General features: G+C 64.9%; 20 protein-coding genes. 13 read left to right on the forward strand and 7 right to left on the reverse strand.

Going from position 1 to position 19657, the window contains the following annotated elements; translation table 11 throughout:
• Positions 1-18: 18 nt before the first annotated feature.
• The gene (locus CLU91_RS00400; protein WP_198521194.1) at positions 19-555 is read left to right on the forward strand and encodes a molybdopterin-dependent oxidoreductase; all 537 of its coding nucleotides are present in this window, start codon (positions 19-21) and stop codon (positions 553-555) included.
• Between the two features lie 42 nt (positions 556-597).
• Here CLU91_RS00400 and CLU91_RS00405 read toward each other — a convergent pair whose 3' ends face one another.
• From CLU91_RS00405 to CLU91_RS00415, 3 genes are read right to left on the reverse strand one after another with little or no spacing between them, the layout of a single operon-like run.
• Positions 598-1527: an alpha/beta hydrolase gene (locus tag CLU91_RS00405; RefSeq protein WP_232730567.1), complete on the reverse strand. Its 930-nt coding sequence runs from the start codon at positions 1525-1527 to the stop codon at positions 598-600.
• On the reverse strand, positions 1524-2384 hold the full coding sequence (locus CLU91_RS00410; RefSeq protein ID WP_100872505.1) for an alpha/beta fold hydrolase: 861 nt from the start codon (positions 2382-2384) through the stop codon (positions 1524-1526). Before CLU91_RS00410 ends, CLU91_RS00405 begins: the two co-directional genes overlap by 4 nt.
• A 13-nt stretch (positions 2385-2397) precedes the next feature.
• Positions 2398-3459, reverse strand: a complete 1062-nt coding sequence (locus CLU91_RS00415) for a sugar phosphate isomerase/epimerase family protein (protein ID WP_100872506.1) — start codon at positions 3457-3459, stop codon at positions 2398-2400.
• A 140-nt stretch (positions 3460-3599) separates the two neighbouring features.
• On the opposite strand from CLU91_RS00415, the gene CLU91_RS00420 reads away from it, so the two are divergent.
• Positions 3600-4205 carry a TetR/AcrR family transcriptional regulator gene (locus CLU91_RS00420; RefSeq protein ID WP_100872507.1) on the forward strand — a complete coding sequence of 202 codons (606 nt, stop codon included), beginning with the start codon at positions 3600-3602 and terminating at the stop codon, positions 4203-4205.
• Between the two features lie 12 nt (positions 4206-4217).
• Here the strand turns inward: CLU91_RS00420 and CLU91_RS00425 are convergent, their stop codons facing one another.
• On the reverse strand, positions 4218-4589 hold the full coding sequence (locus tag CLU91_RS00425; protein ID WP_100872508.1) for a flagellar basal body protein: 372 nt from the start codon (positions 4587-4589) through the stop codon (positions 4218-4220).
• 190 nt (positions 4590-4779) lie between these two features.
• Here CLU91_RS00425 and CLU91_RS00430 point away from each other — a divergent pair, with 190 nt between their 5' ends.
• The 4 genes from CLU91_RS00430 to CLU91_RS00445 all read left to right on the forward strand — a co-directional run bounded on the left by CLU91_RS00430 (position 4780) and on the right by CLU91_RS00445 (position 9136).
• Entirely contained in the window at positions 4780-5910 is a 1131-nt protein-coding gene (locus CLU91_RS00430; protein ID WP_232730568.1) for a dienelactone hydrolase family protein, read from the forward strand.
• Between the two features lie 111 nt (positions 5911-6021).
• Entirely contained in the window at positions 6022-7482 is a 1461-nt protein-coding gene (locus CLU91_RS00435; protein ID WP_198521195.1) for an NYN domain-containing protein, read from the forward strand.
• An 85-nt stretch (positions 7483-7567) separates the two neighbouring features.
• Positions 7568-8185, forward strand: a complete 618-nt coding sequence (trhA, locus tag CLU91_RS00440; RefSeq protein ID WP_100872510.1) for a PAQR family membrane homeostasis protein TrhA — start codon at positions 7568-7570, stop codon at positions 8183-8185.
• 69 nt (positions 8186-8254) lie between these two features.
• On the forward strand, positions 8255-9136 hold the full coding sequence (locus tag CLU91_RS00445; RefSeq protein ID WP_100872511.1) for a LysR family transcriptional regulator: 882 nt from the start codon (positions 8255-8257) through the stop codon (positions 9134-9136).
• Between the two features lie 16 nt (positions 9137-9152).
• Here the strand turns inward: CLU91_RS00445 and CLU91_RS00450 are convergent, their stop codons facing one another.
• Together CLU91_RS00450 and CLU91_RS00455 are read right to left on the reverse strand one after the other, a co-directional pair.
• Positions 9153-12038 (reverse strand): bifunctional diguanylate cyclase/phosphodiesterase, encoded by a 2886-nt coding sequence (locus tag CLU91_RS00450; RefSeq protein WP_100872512.1) that lies wholly within the window; start codon positions 12036-12038, stop codon positions 9153-9155.
• 154 nt (positions 12039-12192) lie between these two features.
• Positions 12193-12963 (reverse strand): transferase spermidine synthase, encoded by a 771-nt coding sequence (locus CLU91_RS00455; protein ID WP_100872513.1) that lies wholly within the window; start codon positions 12961-12963, stop codon positions 12193-12195.
• A 166-nt stretch (positions 12964-13129) separates the two neighbouring features.
• Between CLU91_RS00455 and CLU91_RS00460 the strand changes: the two genes are divergently transcribed.
• Together CLU91_RS00460 and CLU91_RS00465 are read left to right on the forward strand one after the other, a co-directional pair.
• Positions 13130-13405 (forward strand): hypothetical protein, encoded by a 276-nt coding sequence (locus CLU91_RS00460; RefSeq protein WP_099764178.1) that lies wholly within the window; start codon positions 13130-13132, stop codon positions 13403-13405.
• Between the two features lie 37 nt (positions 13406-13442).
• Positions 13443-14594 (forward strand): GGDEF domain-containing protein, encoded by a 1152-nt coding sequence (locus CLU91_RS00465; RefSeq protein WP_100872514.1) that lies wholly within the window; start codon positions 13443-13445, stop codon positions 14592-14594.
• Between the two features lie 6 nt (positions 14595-14600).
• Here the strand turns inward: CLU91_RS00465 and CLU91_RS00470 are convergent, their stop codons facing one another.
• Positions 14601-14915, reverse strand: coding sequence for a hypothetical protein (locus CLU91_RS00470; protein ID WP_100872515.1), 315 nt, complete (start codon positions 14913-14915; stop codon positions 14601-14603).
• Here CLU91_RS00470 and CLU91_RS27675 point away from each other — a divergent pair.
• From CLU91_RS27675 to fdhD, 5 genes are all read left to right on the forward strand, one after another.
• Positions 14914-15090 carry a hypothetical protein gene (locus CLU91_RS27675; protein WP_157814523.1) on the forward strand — a complete coding sequence of 59 codons (177 nt, stop codon included), beginning with the start codon at positions 14914-14916 and terminating at the stop codon, positions 15088-15090. The two genes, CLU91_RS00470 and CLU91_RS27675, sit on opposite strands and share 2 nt — an antisense overlap.
• 97 nt (positions 15091-15187) lie before the next feature.
• Positions 15188-16270, forward strand: a complete 1083-nt coding sequence (locus CLU91_RS00475) for a calcium:proton antiporter (RefSeq protein ID WP_100872516.1) — start codon at positions 15188-15190, stop codon at positions 16268-16270.
• 164 nt (positions 16271-16434) lie between these two features.
• The gene (locus tag CLU91_RS00480) at positions 16435-17892 is read left to right on the forward strand and encodes a Ppx/GppA phosphatase family protein (protein WP_100872517.1); all 1458 of its coding nucleotides are present in this window, start codon (positions 16435-16437) and stop codon (positions 17890-17892) included.
• Positions 17893-17993: 101 nt separating this feature from the next.
• Entirely contained in the window at positions 17994-18683 is a 690-nt protein-coding gene (locus tag CLU91_RS00485; RefSeq protein WP_100872518.1) for a hypothetical protein, read from the forward strand.
• A 77-nt stretch (positions 18684-18760) separates the two neighbouring features.
• Entirely contained in the window at positions 18761-19579 is an 819-nt protein-coding gene (gene fdhD / locus CLU91_RS00490; protein ID WP_100876509.1) for a formate dehydrogenase accessory sulfurtransferase FdhD, read from the forward strand.
• Positions 19580-19657 lie beyond the last annotated feature (78 nt).

Raw genomic sequence — 19657 nt, forward strand, 5'->3', positions numbered from 1 at the left:
TCCATGAAAGGACACAGCATGTTGAAGAAAATATTCCTTGGCCTGGCTTCGGCCGCACTGCTGGCAACGGCGCCCGCGTGGGCCGACCCGGCGCCGGCGCGCGACAACATGAGCCACGCGCTGACCGTCACGGGCATGGTGGAAACGCCGTTGACCCTGAAGGTGGCTGACCTGCGCCAGCTGCCGCCGGCCAATGGCGGAGAGATTGCCGTCACGCGCCATAACGGCGACAAGGCCGAGACCATCACCAGTTACAAAGGCGTGCGCCTGCGCGACATCCTCGACAAGGCGGTGCTCGACGCACCTGGCCATAACGATGTCAAGAAGCTCGCCATCATCGCCACGGCTACCGATGGCTACGCGGTAGTGTTTTCCTGGGGCGAGCTGTATAACTCTCCGGCTGGCGAGGGCGTCATCGTCTACTACGAAAAAAATGGCAAGGCCCTCGACGACAACGATGGCGAGATCGCGCTGATCTCGGCCAAGGATATCCGTACGGGGCCGCGCCATGTGAAGTGGCTGAACGGCATCGAGGTGCGCAAGCTGGTGGAATAATGAAAAGCGCCGCCGTGGAGCCATCCCCGGCGGCTGATTTTCTTACATTGCCAGTGCTTTTTTCATCGCCTGGCCCGCCACGTCAAACAATCCCCGCGCCGCTGGCGTCAGGCCCAGCATGTGCATAGCCGCATGGATCATGCCGTCAAGCTGCACGCACTCGGCCGCCACTCCGGCATCGCGCAGCCGCTGTGCATACGTAATCCCCTCGTCATGCAGCGGGTCGTACTCGCATACCAGCACGGTCGCCGGTGGCAAGTCCTTCAGCGTACTTGCCCGAAGGGGCGCCGCGTAAGGCTGCATGCCGTCGGCCGGTTCATTCAGGTAGGCCGACCAGCAAAAACGCATGGCCTCGCGGGTCAGCGAAAAGCCTTCCGCATGGCGCTGGTAGGACGGCGTATCGAAGGCAAAATCGAGCGCCGGGTACAGCAGCAGCTGGTGCGCCAGCGCGGGGCCGGCCTGGTCGCGCGCCATCAGGGCGGCGGCTGCCGCCAGGTTGCCACCCGCGCTGTCGCCGCCCACCGCCAGCCGCCGCGCATCGATGCCGAGCGCCGCCGCATGTTCGGCGACCCAGCACAAGGCCCGGTAAAAGTCGTTCAGTGGCACGGGGAACTTGTGCTCGGGCGCCAGCCGGTAGTCGACGGAAAAGATCACGCAGCCGGTGGCGTTGGCCAGCGCGCGGCACGGATTGTCGTACAGGTCCAGCGAGCACAGACACCATCCTCCCCCATGCGCAAAGACGATGGCCGGCAAGGGCTGGCCCGCCTGCGCGCCGGCCGGCACGTAGGCGCGCACGGCCAGCGCATGCTCGCCGGGCAGTACGTAATCCCTGATCGAGCTGACGTCTTCCAGTGGCCCGTGCAGCTGGCGCAAGCCCGTTTCCGTGGATGCGCGCAGGTCTGCCAGCGAGGCGGGCGGCGGCGCATCTTTTGTTTCTTCCAGCCAGGCGGCGATCAGCGGGTCGAGACTCACGCTGGTTCTCCCGCCAGGAAGGGCAGCAGGTGGGCGATGAACGCTTCCGGCTGTTCTTCCATGATGAAGTGGCCGCATTCGGCGACGATGGCGCCTTGCAAATTGTCTGCCTTGCCCTGCATGGTCAGCAGGGGCGCGTCGTTGGTCGCATGGTCGGCACCGATGGCCAGCACGGGCATGGCCAGGCTGCGCTTGGCCCGTTCCAGATTTTGCCGGATGGTTTCGGGGATGGCGCGGTAGTAGGCGAAACCGGCGCGCAGGGCGCCTGGCGTGGCGTAGGCGTCCGCATACACGTCGACGGCCACCTTGTCGCGGCGGTACGACCAGCGGTCGAAGATGAAGCGGATGTACTCGCGCTCCTTGCCCGCCGTGAGCATCTCCGGCAAATCGAGCACCTGGTTGAACATGAAGTGCCACAGGAAGATATTGTCCGACGGCGCGACAAAAATCGGCGGCGCGGGAGCCAGGCCGGGAATCACGGCTTCCGTCAGCGCCAGTTTCGTCACGGCCTGCGGGAAATCGCTGGCCAGCGCATAGCCGACCCACATGCCGATGTCGTGGCCGACCACGTCGTACTGCGCGTGGCCCAGGGCCAGCATGGCGCGGTGCAGGGTGGCCGCCACGGCGCCCGTGTCGTAGCCGCCGGCCGGGCGGCTGGAGTGGCCGCTGCCGGGCGGGTCAATGGCGATGGCCTGATAGCCATTCGCGGCCAGCGCCGCCATCACGTGGCGCCACGCATACCAGGTTTGCGGCCAGCCGGGGATCAGCAGCACGGGTTTGCCGTTGCCGGTACCCGCGATGACGCAATGCAGGCGCTGGCCGTCGATGCGGACGTAATCATGTGTAAATTCGGTCATGGTGTTTCCTTGATTAGTTGTGCTGGATGCCCAGCAATTGATGGATCTGCTGCGCGCTGACGGGGGCGCCGGCGAAGTCGTCGAAGATCTTGTCCGTGACGGCAATGATGTGGGCATTGATGAAGGCCACGCCTTCGCGCGCGCCCACTTCCTGGTCCTTCAGGCAGCACTCCCATTCCAGCGTGGCCCAGCCCGCGTAGTCGTTTTGCGCCATCTTGGAAAAAATCGCCTTGAAATCGACCTGGCCATCGCCGAGCGAACGGAAGCGCCCGGCGCGGTTTTCCCATGACTGGTAGCCGCCGTAAATGCCTTGCCGCCCCGTCGGATTGAACTCCGCATCCTTCACATGGAACATGCGGATATGGTCCTTGTAGATGTCGATGAATTCCAGGTAGTTCAGCTGTTGCAGCACGAAGTGGCTGGGGTCGAACAGCATCTTGCAGCGCGGGTGGCGGCCTACGCGCTCGTAGAACATCTCGAAGCTGATGCCGTCATGCAGGTCTTCGCTGGGGTGGATTTCGTAGCACAGGTTGACGCCCTGTTCTTCGCACACGTCGAGGATGGGCAGCCAGCGGCGCGCCAGTTCATCGAAGGCCGTTTCGATCAGGCCGGGCGGGCGCTGCGGGAACGGGAATAAATATGGCCAGGCGAAGGACCCGGAAAACGTGCCCATGTCGGTCAGGCCCAGGCGCTTCGAGGCCATGGCCGCCAGCTTGACTTGTTCGATGGCCCACTCGGTGCGCGCGGCCGGCTGGCCGTGCAGGTGTTCCGGCGCGAAGCTGTCGCACAGTGCGTCGTAGGCCGGGTGCACGGCTACCAGCTGGCCGAGGATGTGCGTCGTCAGTTCGCTGATGACGAGGCCATGGCCGGCCAGCATGGCGACCAGGTCGTCGCAGTATTGCTGGCTGTGCGCGGCCTGTGCCACGTCGAACAGGCGCGCATCCCAGGCGGGAATCTGCAGGGCCTTGAAGCCCATGCCGGCCGCCCACTCGGCGATGGCGGGCAGGGTGTTGAAGGGCGCCGTGTCGGCGGCGAATTGGGCCAGGTGCAGGCTCGGTCCTTGGATGGTTTTCATATCGGCTCCTATTGTTTGTCGATCGACAAAGAATAGGCGAAATTTTCTGTTCGGTCAAGGCGGTCATGCAAAATAAATCGCGAAGGCGGGTGGCACGCCAGGCGTTATACTGGCCGCCAGTTCGTAAGCAGAGGATGAAAATGGCAGGAAGACCGAGGGAATTTGACCGCGCGCTGGCGCTGGAAAAAGCGCGCGACGCGTTCTGGACGCGCGGCTACGAAGGCGTGTCGATGGCCGACCTGGTGGCGGCGCTGGGCATCGCCTCGGCGCGCATCTATGCGGCGTTCGGCTCGAAGGAGCAGCTGTTCCGCGAAGCCGTGGAACTGTATGAGACGGGCGAGGGCGCATTTGCCGTGCACGCGCTGGCCGCCAGCCTGAATGTGCGCGACGCGGTGGCGCGCATGCTGGAAGAAGCCGTGCGGCTGTACACGCGCAGCGGCCAGCCGCAAGGCTGCATGGTGGTCACGGCCGCCACGAACACGAGCGCGGACAACGCGGGCATCGCCGACTGGCTGGCGCAGCACCGCCGCGCGCGCACGCAGGCCGTCATCGAGCGCCTGCGCGCGGCGCAGCTGGCAGGGGAATTAAAGGGAGACGCGGACGTGCAGGCGCTGGGCGACTATTATGCGGCGCTGCTGCATGGCTTGTCGGTGCAGGCGCGCGACGGCATCCCGGCCGAACGGCTGCTGGCGTTGATTCAGCCGGCGATGGCGCCGCTGGCGCTGGCCTCCCAGGCTACCTTGTAGATAGTCGCAGGTTTATGTCTTGACGTCGATCAGGCTGCCCAGCGCCTGGTCGGCCGCCTTGACGACATTCGCCGACAAATTAAAACCGGCTTTGTAGACGAGGTTGTCCGTCAGTTCGGACGCCAGACCGACGCCGTTCGGCCGGCTTTCGGCTGCCTTGGCCGCATTCGCATTGGCGCCGCTGACGCTTTCGCTGGCGGCCAGCTTGCGCCCTTCGACGGAGAGCGTCACGCCTGTGCCGGCCGGGCTGGCTTCCTGGAACTGGGCTTGTTGCGGCTGGAAGCCCGGCGTATTTGCATTGGCGATATTGTTGGCGGACACATCCAGCGCGCGCTGGTTGGCGGTCAGCCCCGAGGTACCGGTGGTGAGGGCGGAGATGGACATGGCGACTCCTTCAGAATACGCCCAGTTTACTCCTTTCAGCGGGAAAAGTGGCTGATGATGCTTGCCTCAAAAAATATGTGCATCACGTAATTTTTTTATATTGTTCTGTGGCATTTCACTGTCTAGACTGGCAGGGAAGTCATCCACGGAGTCCGCCATTTTCCACCTGCTTCGCCCCATTTGCCTGGGTTTGCTGCTCAGTCTGCCTTGCCTGCCCCTGAAAGCCCAGCTTGTTTCCTCGCGGTTGCCGCTCGATGCGCGCCTGAACGAGCAAGTCATCATGCTGCCGGCCGGCGACGGCTTGCGCGAAACGCTGGAAACGACGCTGTTCCGGCCCGCCGGCCCCGGCCCGTTTCCCTTGCTGCTGATGAATCATGGCAAGCAGGCCGGCCCGGCCCGGCTGCAGCAGCGCGAGCGCTTCATCTATATGGCCACGGAATTCGTGCGCCGCGGCTATGCCGTAATGCTGCCCATGCGCGCCGGCTTTGCCCGTTCCACGGGCGCCTACCGCGATGTCGGCTGCGACATGCTGGGCAACGCCCAAGGCCAGGCGCGCGACATGCTGGCCGCGCTCGCATATGCGCGCCGCCAGAGCTGGGTCGACCCGCAACGCATCGTCGTCGCGGGCCAGTCGTATGGCGGCATGGCGGCGCTGGCGCTGGCCACGCGGGTGGTGCCCGGCGTGCGCGGTGTGCTCAATTTTTCCGGCGGCCTGCGCGTTGACATGCCCGGCTGCGACTGGCAAGCGGCGCTGGCCAAGTCCTTCGCCACGATGGGCGCCTACAATCACATTCCCAGTCTGTGGCTGTATGGCGCCAACGACTCGTATTTCGGGCCGGCGCTGGCGCGGCGCCTGTTTCGCTCTTTCACGGGTTCCGGCGGGCAGGCGGAACTGGTCGCGTATGGCCCGTTCAAGCGCGACGCCCACCTGACTCTGGGCAGCCGCGATGGGGTGGCCGTGTGGCTGCCCGCCACGGAGCGCTTCCTGCAGAAAATCGGCATGCCGGTGCGCCAGGTCTACCGCGTGTCTGATGCGCCGTCGCCGCCGGCCACGCATTTCGCGCCGCAGGACGATATCGCCGCCGTGCCGTATCTGGAAGAGCAGGGCCGCGCGGCCTACCGCGACTTCCTGGAGAAAACCGCGCCGCGCGCCTTTGCCCTGTCGGCCAGCGGCGCCTGGGGCTGGGCCGAGGAGGGCGAAAGCCCCGACGTGCGCGCGCTCGCTTCGTGCCAGCGGCGCAGCAGCCTGCCGTGCCAGTTGTATTCGGTCGATGAAAGCGTTGTTTGGCCGGGCGCGAGCGCCGCCGGCGGTGCGCAATAGGCTGCCGCGCACGATAGTTGTCGCCGAAACGGGGGATGGGCGAATATACTAGGGGAAAAGGGAGGCGTTGCGCTTCCCGTCCGCCCTTATCATCAGCGAGAATTCACCCTTATGGCGTCATCCCCAGAAAACCTCAGCATGGCCGTGTTTTGCGACTTCGAGAACGTCGCGCTCGGCGTGCGAGATGCAAATTACGAAAAATTCGATATCAAGCCCATCCTCGAACGCTTGCTGCTCAAGGGCAGCATCGTTGTCAAGAAGGCATATTGCGACTGGGACCGTTATAAAAGTTTCAAGGGCACCATGCATGAGGCGAACTTCGAACTGATCGAAATTCCCCACGTGCGCCAGTCCGGCAAGAATTCGGCCGACATCCGCCTGGTGGTCGATGCACTGGACCTGTGCTACACCAAGGCCCACGTCAACACCTTCGTCATCATCAGTGGCGATTCCGATTTTTCGCCTCTCGTGTCGAAACTGCGCGAAAACGCCAAGCAGGTGATCGGCGTGGGCGTGAAGCAGTCGACTTCCGACCTGCTGGTGGCGAACTGCGACGAATTCATTTTCTACGATGACCTGGTGCGCGAGAGCCGCCGCACGGCCGCCAAGCGCGACGCGCGCGAAACCCCGGCCGCCAAGCGTTCGCCCGACGAAGAAGTGCGCCGCAAGGAAAAATACGAGTCGCGCAAGACGGAAGCGATCGAGATGGCCGTTGCCACCTTCGATGCGCTGGTGTCCGAACGTGGCGACAGCGGCAAGATCTGGGCCTCGATGCTGAAAGAAGCGATCAAGCGCCGCAAGCCCGACTTCAGCGAGTCGTATTACGGTTTCCGCACCTTCGGCAACCTGCTGGAAGAAGCGCAGACGCGCGGCTTGCTGGAATTTGGCCGCGATGAAAAATCGGGCGCGTACGTCTATCGCAGCAGCGGCCTGGTGCCTGTCGCCGCGCCCGTGAACGGGGAAGTCGCCAGCGAAGCCATCGTCACCGGCGACACCGGCGCGACGGCGGAAGAGGGCAACGGCCGCGAAGGCGGCAGCCGCCGCGATTCGCGCCGCAATGGCCGTGGCGGCCGCAAGCAGAACGAGCAGCGCCGCAGCGAGTCCGCGCCACAGGCCTTCGTGCCCGTGGCCGAGGCCGAATCGGCTGTCATCGAGCAGTATGCGCCGGCGCCGCAGCCGGAAGTGCTGCACGAGGTGGCCGAAGCGGTAGCCGAGGAAGGCAACGCCAAGCGCGGTTCGCGCCGCAATGGCCGTGGCGGCCGCAAGAATGGCGATGGCGCCCGTGAAGCGCGCGCCGAAGTTGTCGAAGTCGAGGTAGCGCCGGTGGTGGAAGCCATGCCTGAGCCTGTGCCTGAGCCGGTAGTGGAAGCCAAGCCGAAGGCCAAGCCGCGCACGCCGGCCCGCAAGGCGGCAGCGGCGAAGAAGCCGGCCAAGAAGGCGGCTGAGGCGGTAGTGGAAGTCATCGAGCCTGCGCCGGTGGAAGTCGCTCCTGTCGTTGAAGACAAGCCGGCCAAGGCGCCGCGCAAGACGCCTGCACGCCGTCCTGCACGCAAGAAGGCGGAAGACGCTTGATTGAAACCCGCAGCGTAAGGCTGGGGTCAGACCCGACGGGTCTGACCCCGGGTGTCTGTTGCGTCTTGGCAAAGCGGTGTTAAGCATGTACCACGGCGAACGCTTCAACAGCATTTCCCATGTGGTGGGCGCCGCGCTGGCGGCCATCGGTGGTGTCATCCTGATCGTCGCGGCGGCCCGCACGGGCGACCCGTGGAAAATTGTCAGCTGCAGCGTGTATGCGGTCATGCTGCTGACCTTGTACCTCACGTCCACCCTGTACCACAGCGTGCGCGGCAAGGCCAAGGCCGTGCTGCAGCGCCTCGACCACTGCGCCATCTATCTGCTCATCGCGGGAACCTATACACCGTTCATGCTGGTGACCCTGCGCGGGCCGTGGGGCTGGTCGCTGTTCGGCGTCGTCTGGAGCCTGGCCCTGTTTGGCATCGTGCAGGAATATGTGTACGCGAAAGGCGCGCGCATATTGTCGCTGGTGATATACGTGGCCATGGGCTGGCTGATCGTCATCGGCATCAAGCCGCTCTTGGCGGCGCTCGAGTGGAACGGTTTCCTGTGGCTGGTGGCGGGCGGGCTGTGCTACACGGGCGGCATCGCTTTCTACGCCACCGACCACAAGCTGCGCCATGGCCACGGCATCTGGCACCTGTTCGTGCTGGCCGGCAGTAGCTGTCATTTTATCGCCATTTTGTTCTACGTTGCCTGACGTAGCCGCTCGCCCTCACTGTTGCCGTGATTCCATTATAATGCCCCGATCTGTGAAACAAGGGCAAGAATGGACATCAACTCGGACGACCTGAAAATCTTCGTCACCGTCATCGACAGCGGCACCCTGAGCGCGGCCGCCGTGCACCTGGGGCAAACCACCTCGGGCGTCAGCCGCGCCCTGTCGCGCCTGGAAGACAAGCTGGCCACCTCGCTGTTGACGCGCACCACGCGGCGCATGGAGCTGACGGAAGAGGGGCAGCTGTTCCTCGACAAGGCGCGCGCCATCCTCGCTTCGATGGAGGATGTGGAGGAATCGATCCGCATCCGCCGCCAGAAGCCGGCCGGGCGCCTGTCCGTCGATGCCGCCTCGCCCTTCATGCTCCATTGCGTGGTGCCCCACGTGGCCGAGTTTCGCGCCATGTACCCGGACATCCGCCTGGAGCTGACCAGCAACGACCAGATCGCCGACCTGCTCGAGCACCGCACCGACATCGCCATCCGCATCGGCGCTCTGGTCGACTCGACCCTGCATGCGCGCCCGCTCAGTGCCAGCCCGCTGCACGTGCTGGCCACGCCCGCCTACCTGGCGCGCCACGGCACGCCCGCCACGCCGGAAGCGCTGTCCGGCCATGCGCTGCTGGGCTTTGCGCAATATGAACTGGGGAATAACTGGCCGCTGCGCCACGAAGCGGGCAACAGCCTGCAGATCGTGCCCGCGCTGGCCGCTTCCAGCGGCGAAACCCTGCGCCAGCTGGCCCTGCACGACCAGGGCATCGTCTGCCTGTCCGACTTCATGACAAAGGACGACATCGCGGCCGGCCGCCTGGTGCAGGTGCTGCAGCCGTTTTATACGGGCTACCGGCAGCAGATCCACGCCGTCTACTACCGCAATACGCAGCTGGCGCAGCGCATCAGCTGCTTCCTCGAATTCCTGCAGCAGAAGCTGTAAGGCCCGCGCCGTACGCTCAGGCCAGGGCGCCGGTATCGTGGATGGCCGCCCGCAGCAGCGCTTCCACCTCGTGCGCCGGCAGCGGGTGGCTGAAGTAATAGCCTTGCGCTTCGTCGCAGCCGTGCTGGCGCAGGTAGTCCAGCTGTTCCGCCGTTTCCACGCCTTCGGCCACCACGCGCAGCTTCAGATTGTGCGCCAGGGCGATGATGGAGACGACGATGGCCGCGTCGTCCGCGTCGCGCGCCACGTCGCCGACGAAACTGCGGTCGATCTTCAGCACGTCGATGGGGAAGGTGCGCAGGTAGGCGAAGCTGGAATAGCCGGTGCCGAAGTCGTCGATCGACAGCTGTACCCCCAGCGCCTTCATGTCGTGCAACTGGCTGACGGCCAGCGCCACGTCGTGCATGAACAGGCTTTCCGTCAGTTCCAGTTCCAGGCAGGCGGGCGGCAGGCCCGTTTCCAGCAGCACTTCGGCGATCGAGGCGACCAGATTCGGCTCGTTGAACTGGCGCGCCGACAGGTTCACGGCCAGGCGCAAGGTGTCGAGTCCCGCCGCATGCCAGCGCTTCACCTGCGCGCACGCTTCGCGCATGACCCAGGCGCCGATCGGCACGATCAGGCCCGTGTCTTCGGCCAGCGCGATGAAGCGCTGCGGCGCCACCATGCCCAGTTCCGGGTGCTGCCAGCGCAGCAGCGCTTCCACGCCGACGATGCGTCCGCTGGCCAGGTCCACCTGCGGCTGGTAATGCAGCACGAACTGCTCGCGTTCGAGCGCGTTGCGCAGCGCCGTCTCGATGCGCAGGCGTTCCAGCGTGGCCTGGTTCATGGCCGTTGTGTAGAACTTGATGTTGTTGCGGCCCTGTTTCTTGGCGCAGTACATGGCGATGTCGGCCTGCTCGATCAGGTTCTGCGTCTCGCCATGCAAGGTCGCGTCGCCGGGGGCGTCGTAGCGCGACATGTCGTACACGGCCACGCCGATGCTGCAGGTGACGAAAAATTCCTTGCCGTCGAGTAGTACCGGCTGCGCCACGGCATCCATCACGCGCTGCACGATGGCGCCGCTGAGCACTTCGTCGGCCTGCTCGCACAGGATGGCGACGAATTCGTCGCCCGACAGGCGCGCCACCGTATCGCTTTCGCGCAGGCTGGCCTGCAGCCGCGTGGCGATGGTTTTCAGCAGCAGGTCGCCGGCCTTGTGGCCCAGGCTGTCGTTGACGAACTTGAAACGGTCGAGGTCGATCAACAGCACCCACAGGGCCCGGTTCTTGCGGCGCGACAGGGCCATGGCCTGCGCCAGGCGGTCGCGCAGCAGGGCGCGGTTGGGCAAGCCCGTCAGCACGTCGTGGTGGGCGATGTGCTGGATTTTCTGCTCGGCCAGCTTGCGTTCCGTGATTTCGGACCCTGTGCCCCGGTAGCCGTGAAATTCGCCCAGCTCGTTGAACAGCGGTTCGCCATTGATGCTGAACCAGCGCAGCTGGCCATCGCGGTCTTTCATCGCATATTCGAGGTTGGAAAAGGGCAGGTGCGCTTCCAGGTTGGCGATATGCTGCTTGCCCCAGCGCGAATTGCGCATCTCCGGGTTGTTGTCCCAGCGCGTCATGCCGATGAAGCGTTCCAGCGGCATGTTTGACTTGTCCGTAAAGCCGCCGGTGATGTGGGTGAAGCAGAAGTTGGCATCCTGCTCCCAGTACCAGTCCGAGGACAGGGCCAGCAGGCGGCGGAAGCGCTTTTCGCTTTCCTGCAGGGCGCGTTCCGTGCGCTGGCGCGCCCGCACGTCGGCGCTGAGCAGTTCATTGCTGCGCTTGAGGTCGGCCGTGCGCTGTTCCACCAGCAGCTGCACGCGGCGCGAGCGCTGCGTCAGCGATTGCACGAAGGCGGCCGTCAGCGCGCTGAACAGCAAACCCGTGATCAGGGTGAACAATGAGCCCAGGTGGTCGGCCAGGAAAGGGCGCGGATGGGCCACCACGCGCACATGCCAGGGCCGGCCGGCGGACGTGAAGGCCCGGTCATAATGGCTGTGATAGGCAAATCGCAGCCAGCGTGGCAGCGACTCCCAGGCGTCGCCCGCTGCGGCGGCAGGCGCCTGGCCATGCCGGAAGATCAATTGGCGCGGGTCGGCTTCAGCGTCGGCGTAGACGCTCAGTTCAAGCTGCGGGTCGCCCAGCAGGTCGGCGCCGGCGAGGATTTTCTGCACCAGTTCCCCGGCGCGGACGATGGCCGCCGTATCGCCGATCAGCGCCGCGCGCCGTTGCGCCACCGTTTGCAGGGGCGCGCCGTGGCGGTACACGGGATGCACGATGACGAAGCCCTGCTGTGGCCCCTGGGCCAGGGCCAGCAAGCCGGTGGCGGTGGTCTGGCCGCTGATGATCGCCTGTTCCAGCGCGCGCGCCAGCACGCCGTTCGGGCTGACGTTCAGGCCGAAGGCGGGGACGTTGCCCTGCAAGGGTTCGAGGTAATCGACCACCAGGTAGCTGGCGCGCGTTGTCGCGGGCACGACGACGCCGTCGTGCATTTCGGTCATCGCGTAGTCGGGCACGATGCGCCGCAGCCCGGCCTCGAATGCCGCGCGCTGCGCATGCGGCACGATGCGGTGGAAATTGAAGGCCTGGATGAACGGGTGGCGCTGCAGCAGCGGCGTGGTGAAGTCGTGGAACTGTTCGCGCGTGACCGGTACGACGGCGGCAAACAGCTGGTTGGTCGTGGTCAGCACCTCGACCGCGTCGTCGAGTCCCTGCTCGATGGCGGCCACGCGCGCGCCGGCGCGCTGCTGCAGACTCAGGCTCATTTTGTCGTATTCGAGCTGGCTGATGGCGGCGAACAGCACGCCGGTGATGCTGACGCCGCAGGCAAGGGTCAGCGCGGCCGCGGCAGAAATCGACAATGGCAGGCGGCCACGCAGCATGTTTTTTCCTATCTCACTTCATGGATACTTGGATTCGGCGGCGCCTGCCGGCCCCGCGCAGGCCATAGTTTGTCATAAACCACATCCATCATGCTGATTTTGCAGCAAATTACTGCCAATAAGCAACAATATCTATGGCCGGGGAAGACGACTTTCAGTCGCTGCCCGCGCCTGACCGCCGGCGCAGGCGCCACAACTGCCATGCGGGCAGCCAGCGGTTCAGGAAACCCAGGCCGCACACGCGCCGCCAGCGCACCAGGCGCACGACACGCAGGGCACGGCCCGCCCCGAGCTTGTCTGGCCTGGCGGCGAAGACGATGCGGTTGTTGCCGGCAATGCCGGCGAAGTGGCAGACGGCGCCGCGGAAGGTGAGCATCAGGCGCGCCAGCATGGCAGGGTAGTGCTCGTCATAACTGAACAGGTTGGCGACCAGCACGCCGCCGGGCAGCAGGGCGCGCAGGCAGTCCGCATAGAAGCGCGCGCTGCCCAGCGCGGGTGGCAGGCCCGTTTCGTCGTAGCCGTCGAGCAGCAGCACGTCGGCGCAGCCCGGATGCTGGCGGATATAGCTGACGGCGTCCGTTTCGATGATGCGCAGGCGCGCATCGTCGGGTGGCAGCATGAACTGCTCGCGCAGGGCGATCACGTCGGCGCGCAGTTCCAGCACCGTGATGCGCGCCTCGGGCAGGTGGCGGTGGCAGAATTTCAGCAGCGAGCCGCCGCCCAGTCCCACCATCAGGATGTGCCGGGGACGCGGTACGAACAGGGTGAAGCACATCATGGCGCGCGCATAGCGCAGCAGCAGATGGTCGGGGCGCGACAGCAGCATTTCGCTCTGGATCATGCCTGGCTGGAATTCCAGGCGGCGCCGGTCGCCACAGGTATGCACCTGGGGCGCGCACACGGCGGGTAATTTGCTATCCGGCATAGGACGACTTCGCTGAGTGGACTGGGGGAGATGCTTTGTTGCATTCAGAGAAATCTGATAAGCTGCCCGTGAGCATACCCGATTAATCCGCGCCGAGCATGCGTATATGCATATGTACATGACGCGCGGCGGCACGGCCGCGCAGTCGGGCACCATGGAGACAAGCATGTTTTTGGATCACCCCATCATTACCGCGACGAACAGTTTTACCGAGCCCGACCGCATCGAGCGGCTGACGCGCGTGTATGGTTATGCGGCGGCGCTGGCCGACGTGGCCGCCAACTTCGGATTCATTGAAAAAGTGGCGCAGATCCACGACCACAAGGGCACCCTCATCGTGTTCTGGCATGAGGCGCCCAGTGACGTGGAAAAACAGTATTTCGTGCAGGCGTGGGCCAGCAAGGTCGGCGACGGCAGCACGAATGTCGAACACGAAATCTGACCTGGCGCGCCGCGCCTGCGCGGCGACGGCGTAGCCCATGGATATCAAGACCCTGGTACTGGCCCTGGCGCTCGGCAACCTGAGCCTGTGCGCGGCCCTGTTCTTCTTCGAGTATGAGCGCAAGAAGTCGCTCAGCCTGTCTACCTGGGCGGTGGCCAAGCAGTGCCAGGCCGTGGCCTGGTGTTTGCTGTATTTCCGCGGCGTGCTGCCCGATTTTCTCTCCATCTTGCTGGGCAACAGCTTGCTGTTTGCCGGCATGGCGCTGGACGCGGGCGCGCTGTGGCAGGCGGCCGGGCGCAGTGGTTGGCGCCGCAGCATGCTGCCGGCGCTGGGTTTGTCGGTGGCGCTGTTTGCCGCCTGCTATCTGTTTGACGTGGCGCCGCTGCTGCGCAGTGCCGGCGGTTCGCTGATCGTGGCCGGATTCTTCCTCGCCGGCGTGGCCGCGCTATGCCTCAAATGGCGCGAGGCGAGCATGCTGCGCCGCTTCCTCGTCGTCAGCATGGGCCTCCTGTCGCTGCTGATCGCCGCGCGCGGCGTGCTCGCTGCCGTCGTGCCCGATGTTGACGCGGAGCTGCTGCAGCTGGCCGGTTTTGGCGCCCTGTACCTGATGATGCTGACGAACGCCTTCGGCTATTTGCTGCTGTCGCGTGAAAAGCTGGGCGGTGAACTGGCGCGTCTGGAGGTGCTCGATGCGGCCACGGGCGTGCCGAACCGGCGCGGCTTTTACCAGGCGCTGGCGCCGTGGATGGCGCTGGCGCGCCGGCCCGGCTTGCCGACGGCGCTGGTGGTGCTCAATATCGACCACTTCAAAAGAGTCAACGACAGCTATGGCCATCCGGTCGGCGATGCGGTGCTGAAAACCATCGTCGACACGTGTCGCCAGCAACTGCGCGACAGCGACCTGATGGGCCGCCTGGGCGGCGCCGAGTTTGCCATCCAGCTGCCGCGCACGACCCTGGACGATGCGCTGATGGTGGCCGAGCGCATCCGCGCCGCCGTCGAAGCGCTGCCCGTCAAGACGGAGCGCGCCGTGCTGCAGCTGACGGCCAGCCTGGGCGTGACCACCATCCGCGCCGAAGACAGCACCGTCAGCCTGTTTAAACGGGCGGACGAAGCGCTGCAATCGGCCAAGCAGGCGGGCCGCAACAGGGTAGTCGAGGCGCCGGGCGCCAGCACCATGGATATTTGAACCGGCTTACTTTTTGCGCGAGCCCAGCCAGCTCGGTTCCTTGCCGCATTCCTTGGGCAGGAACAGGGCATCGAGGCCGGGATCGCAGCGCCGGTCGGGCGCCTTCATCGGCTCGACGGTGAGCCATTCGCTCTTGGGCAGGATCTTTTCTTCGCGCGGCGACACCGGTGGCGCGGGCGGCAGGCTGTCTTGCCACTTTGACTCCACGGCAGGCGCAGGCGGGGTGGCCCAGTTCGCGTCCACCTGCGCTTCGCGCGCTGGCGGCGTGTCCGCATGTGCGGCGGCGCACAGCAGGCTGCCGGCGAAGAGGAAGGTGCGCATGGCCGTGTTGTTTATTGAAATCATGGTCTGTCCCTGGTCGGTGCCGGTAAGGCTTGCCCTGCAGTATGACGGCGGCGGCAAGCAAGAAGACAAGAAAATTGCAACGGCATGTTACCAGACAGGCCATGCTGGCCGCCGGCACGCCGAACATGTGCATACTCTAACTTTCATTTAAGCTAGGCAAGTTATGCTGTGGGGTGCACGCCAGGCTTCCTGGTTGTCCTTTGCTGTCCGCACCGCAGTTCCCCTTTTTTACTCTTGCCAGGCCCATAATGAAAATGCTCAAATCCCTGCCTGTATGGCCGCTTGCCGCCCCGATTGCCGGTTGGCTGTTCCTGTTCGGTTCCACCTTCAATGTCGGCGGCGCCTACCAGATACTGCTGGTGGCTGGCCTGATCGGCAGCGTGCTGGCCGCCGTGTACCACGCGGAAGTGGTGGCGCACCGCATCGGCGAACCGTATGGCACCCTGGTGCTGGCGCTGGCCGTGACCCTGATCGAGGTGGCGCTGATCGTCTCGCTGATGCTGGCCGGCGGACCGGAAACGACGGGCCTGGCGCGCGACACCGTGTTTGCCGCCATCATGATCATTTTGAACGGCATCGTCGGCATCTGTCTGCTGCTGGGCGCCGGGCGCCACCGCGAGCAGACCTTCGGCCTGCTGGGTGTGAGCGCTTCGCTGGCCACCCTGGCGGCGATTGCCGTTCTGACCCTGGTGCTGCCGAACTACACCTCCAGCGCCGCCGGCCCGTACTACAACTCCAGCCAGCTCATTTTCATCGCCGTCATCTCGCTGGTCTTGTACGGCACGTTCGTGCTGGTGCAGACGGTGCGCCACCGCGATTACTTCCTGCCCAAGGAAGCCGTCGGCGACGAAGAGGTACATGCTGCGCCGCCCACGCCCACCGTCGCCTGGGTCAGCGCCGGCGCGCTGCTCGTGTGCCTGGGCGCCGTGGTGCTGCTGGCCAAGTCGCTGGCGCCCGCGCTGGAGACGGCGATTGCCGCCATGGGCGCGCCAAAGACACTGGTCGGCATCGTCATCGCCGCCATCGTGCTGCTGCCCGAAGGCTTGGCCGCCGTGCGCGCCGCGCGCGCCAACCGCTTGCAAACGAGCCTGAACCTGGCGCTCGGTTCCGCGCTGGCCAGCATCGGCCTGACGATACCCGCCGTGGTGGTGGTGTCGCTGGCCACGGGCCTGACGATCACCCTGGGACTCGACATCAAGTCGACGGTGCTGTTGCTGCTGTCGCTGATGGTGGCCACCCTGTCGCTGGGCACGGGCCGCACTACAGTCATGCAGGGCACGGTGCACCTGGTGATTTTCGCTGTCTATCTGTTCACCACCATCGTGCCGTAAACGTCGCCGCTGCGCGACTTCTTGTCACAATCCTGTCACGCCGCTGTCATACGATGGGGGTAGTGTGGTAGGATTTTTAAATCGTTTAAATGATTTATATAGTTTAGCAACTCAGTTTGCCAACTTTTTCAGTTGGCATTGCAATGACAAGACAAGAGGCCAGTATGTATGCAGCGGTGGACCTGGGGTCCAACAGTTTTCGTTTACACGTCGGCAAGCATGATGGCGACACGATCCGCGTGGTCAAGAGCGTGCGCGACCCGATACGCCTGGCCGCCGGCCTGGATGCCAATGGCGACCTGACCGAGGCGGCCATGCAGGGCGCGCTGGCTTGTTTGCAGCGCTTTCGCGCCATCCTCGCCGGCTTCGAACTCGAGGCCGTGCGCGTGGTGGCCACGTCGGCCATGCGCGTGGCGCGCAACGGCGCCGTCTTCCTGCCGCTGGCCGAGCAAGCCATCGGCCATCCGATCGAGATCATCTCGGGCGAGGAAGAGGGGCGTTTGATCTACATGGGCGTGGCCAACGCGCTGGCCATACCCGGCGAACGCCGGCTGGTGATGGACATCGGCGGCGGCTCGACGGAATTGATACTGGGGCGCGGCAACGATATCGAGCGGGTCGAGTCGTTCAGCCTGGGCACGGTCAAGCAAAGCCTGTCGTTCTTCATCGGCGGGCGCATCGACGCGCCGTCGTTCGAGGCGGCCATCCTGTCGGCGCGCAGCCATTTCGAGGATGCGGCGCCGCCGTATCATCCGCAGCACTGGAAGACGGCCTACGGCTCTTCCGGCACCATCCGCACCATCGCCGACATCATCGCCCGCAACAAACTGGGCGACGGCTTGCTCACGAGCGTCAGCCTCGATGCGCTGGCGCGCCGCTTCATCGAACTCGGCCACACCAGCCGCATCGACATGCCCGGCTTGCGCCCCGACCGCGCCAGCACCATCGTCGGCGGCCTGGCCATCTTGATCGGCCTGTTCCGCGAACTGGCCATTCCTGCCATGACGCCGATCGAGGCGGGCTTGCGCATGGGCGTGATGTGGGATTTGTACCTGCGCTCGACCAAGCGCGACCGCCGCGAACAATCGGTGCAGGGCTGCATGGAGAAATTCCATATCGACCAGCAGCGCGCCGGCCGGGTGGCCGAGCAGGCGCTGGCCATGTATGCGCAGCTCAAGCCCACCTCCGACGCGCTGGTGAAATGCCTGCGCTGGAGCAGCCTGCTGCACGAAGTGGGCCTGGCCGTGTCGCAGACGGGCTACCACAAGCATGCATCCTACATCGTGGAAAACGCCGACTTGCCCGGTTTTACCACGCGCGAACAGAAGACCATGAGCCGCTTGATCCTGGCGCAGAAGGGCAACTTGCGCAAGATCGGCGAAGTGCTGTCCGACCCCGATTTCGCCAAGGCCGTGCTGGCGCTGCGCCTGTCGATTCTGCTCATGCATGCGCGCATCGAAGCCGATTTCAGCGAACTGCGCCTGCGCATGAAGAGCCGCATCGAACTCGACATCAAGCGCGGCTGGGTGGCGCACCATCCCACCGTGTCGTTCTGGATCGAGAAGGAGCAGGAATTCTGGGACGAGGTGGGCGTCGATTTCACCATCCGCGCCAGCGCATAGTGGGTCATTGCGCCATGCCGTGCGCATGGCTTGATGTGCAGCAAGCAAGATTTCAAAAAAGAGTATATATTGTTTATATTATTTATTAGATTGGAAAATCCATGACCAAAACCGCCCCAGTGAAAAAAGCCGACAACGCGCCCGTATCGATGTTCCCCACCAGCGCCTCGATCAATGCGGCAGCGGCCAAGGCCGCCCCGGCCGCCAAGCCGGTGGCTACTAAGCCGGCCGCCAAGCCAGCCGCCAAGCCGGTGGCCAAGGCCGCCGCCAAGCCAGTGGCCGCCAAAGCCGCCGCTGCGAAGCCAGCGGCAGTCAAGCCCGTTGCCGCCAAGCCTGCGGTAGCCAAGGCACCCGTCGCCAAACCGGCGGCCAAGGCCGTCGTGGCCAAACCAGCTGCGGCCAAGCCAGTTGCCAAAGCAGCTGCCAAGCCGGCCGCCAAGGTTGCTGCGAAACCAGCCGCCAAGGCCGTCGCCAGGCCGGTAGCGAAAGCCGCCGTCAAGCCAGCCGCCAAGCCAGCCGCCGCGAAAAAAGCGCCGCTCGCCAAGGTCGCCGCCGTCAAGGAAAAAGCCCGCAAGCCGAAACTGGTGCGCGACAGCTTCACCATGCCCGAAGCGGAATATGAAGTCCTCGGTCAGGTAAAAAAAGCCTGCCTGAAAGCCGGTTTCGAGATCAAGAAAAGCGAACTGCTGCGCATCGGCGTGGCGCTGATCAGCCAGATCGACCTGGCGACCCTGCAAAACGTGCTGGCCGGCTTGCCGCAGCTGAAAACGGGCCGTCCGAAGAAGGATTGATGGCGCCAGCGGAGGGGCAGCCCCCGCTTGCCCATTCTGGTTTACCATGGGGCCTGTGATAGTTCCCCATGGTTGCCATGTCAGAAGAAATCAGTATTGAACGCGCCGGCTTCGTCGAGCGCGCCATCGTCCGCCACCAGGCGGGCATCGCTACCCCCGCCATCGACCGCGTCGCCGAGGAAATCCCCGTGGCGCTGGTCTTCAACGGCATTTCCCACGTCGTCATGATGGCCACCCCGCGCGATCTGGAAGCGTTCGCGTATGGCTTCGCGCTGACGGAAGGCGTGGTCGCTTCGGCCGGCGCCATCTTCGACTGCGAAGTGGTCCTGCGCGCAGATTCGGCCGAAGTGGCGTTGAGCATCGCGCAGGAAGATTTCGTGCGCCTGAAGGACCGGCGCCGCCAGCTGACGGGCCGCACGGGCTGCGGCGTGTGCGGCATCGACAGCATCGACATGCTCGACTTGCAGCCGCAAGCGCTGCCGCCGTCCCTGATCCACGTCGACCTGCCCACCGCGCTGGCGCGTGCCTCCGCGGGCTTGCGCGAACACCAGGCGCTGATGCGGGAAACGGGCGGCGTGCATGCGGCCGCCTGGTGCTCGCCCGACGGCGACATCGTGCATGTATTCGAGGATGTCGGCCGACACAATGGTCTCGACAAGCTGATTGGCCACCTCGCGCTGCACGATGTCGACATGCGGCGCGGCTTCGTCTTCCTGTCCAGCCGCGGCAGCTACGAGCTGGCGCGCAAGGCGGCGCGCATGCAGATTCCCCTGCTGGCGACGATTTCCGCCCCCAGTTCGCTGGCCATTGCCATCGCCACGCAGGCGCGCATGAAACTGGTGGGTTTCTGCCGCCAGGATGCGTACGTCGACTACACGCCCGGCATCATGCTGTAAGTTCACCGCCGCAGGGCGCGCTGCGCGCTGCTTTCCGGTCTTTCATCCTGTCTTCCGGCGGTGCGAGTGTGGTAATTA

The sequence above is a fragment of the Janthinobacterium sp. 64 genome, from assembly GCF_002813325.1.
Classification (GTDB): domain Bacteria; phylum Pseudomonadota; class Gammaproteobacteria; order Burkholderiales; family Burkholderiaceae_D; genus Janthinobacterium.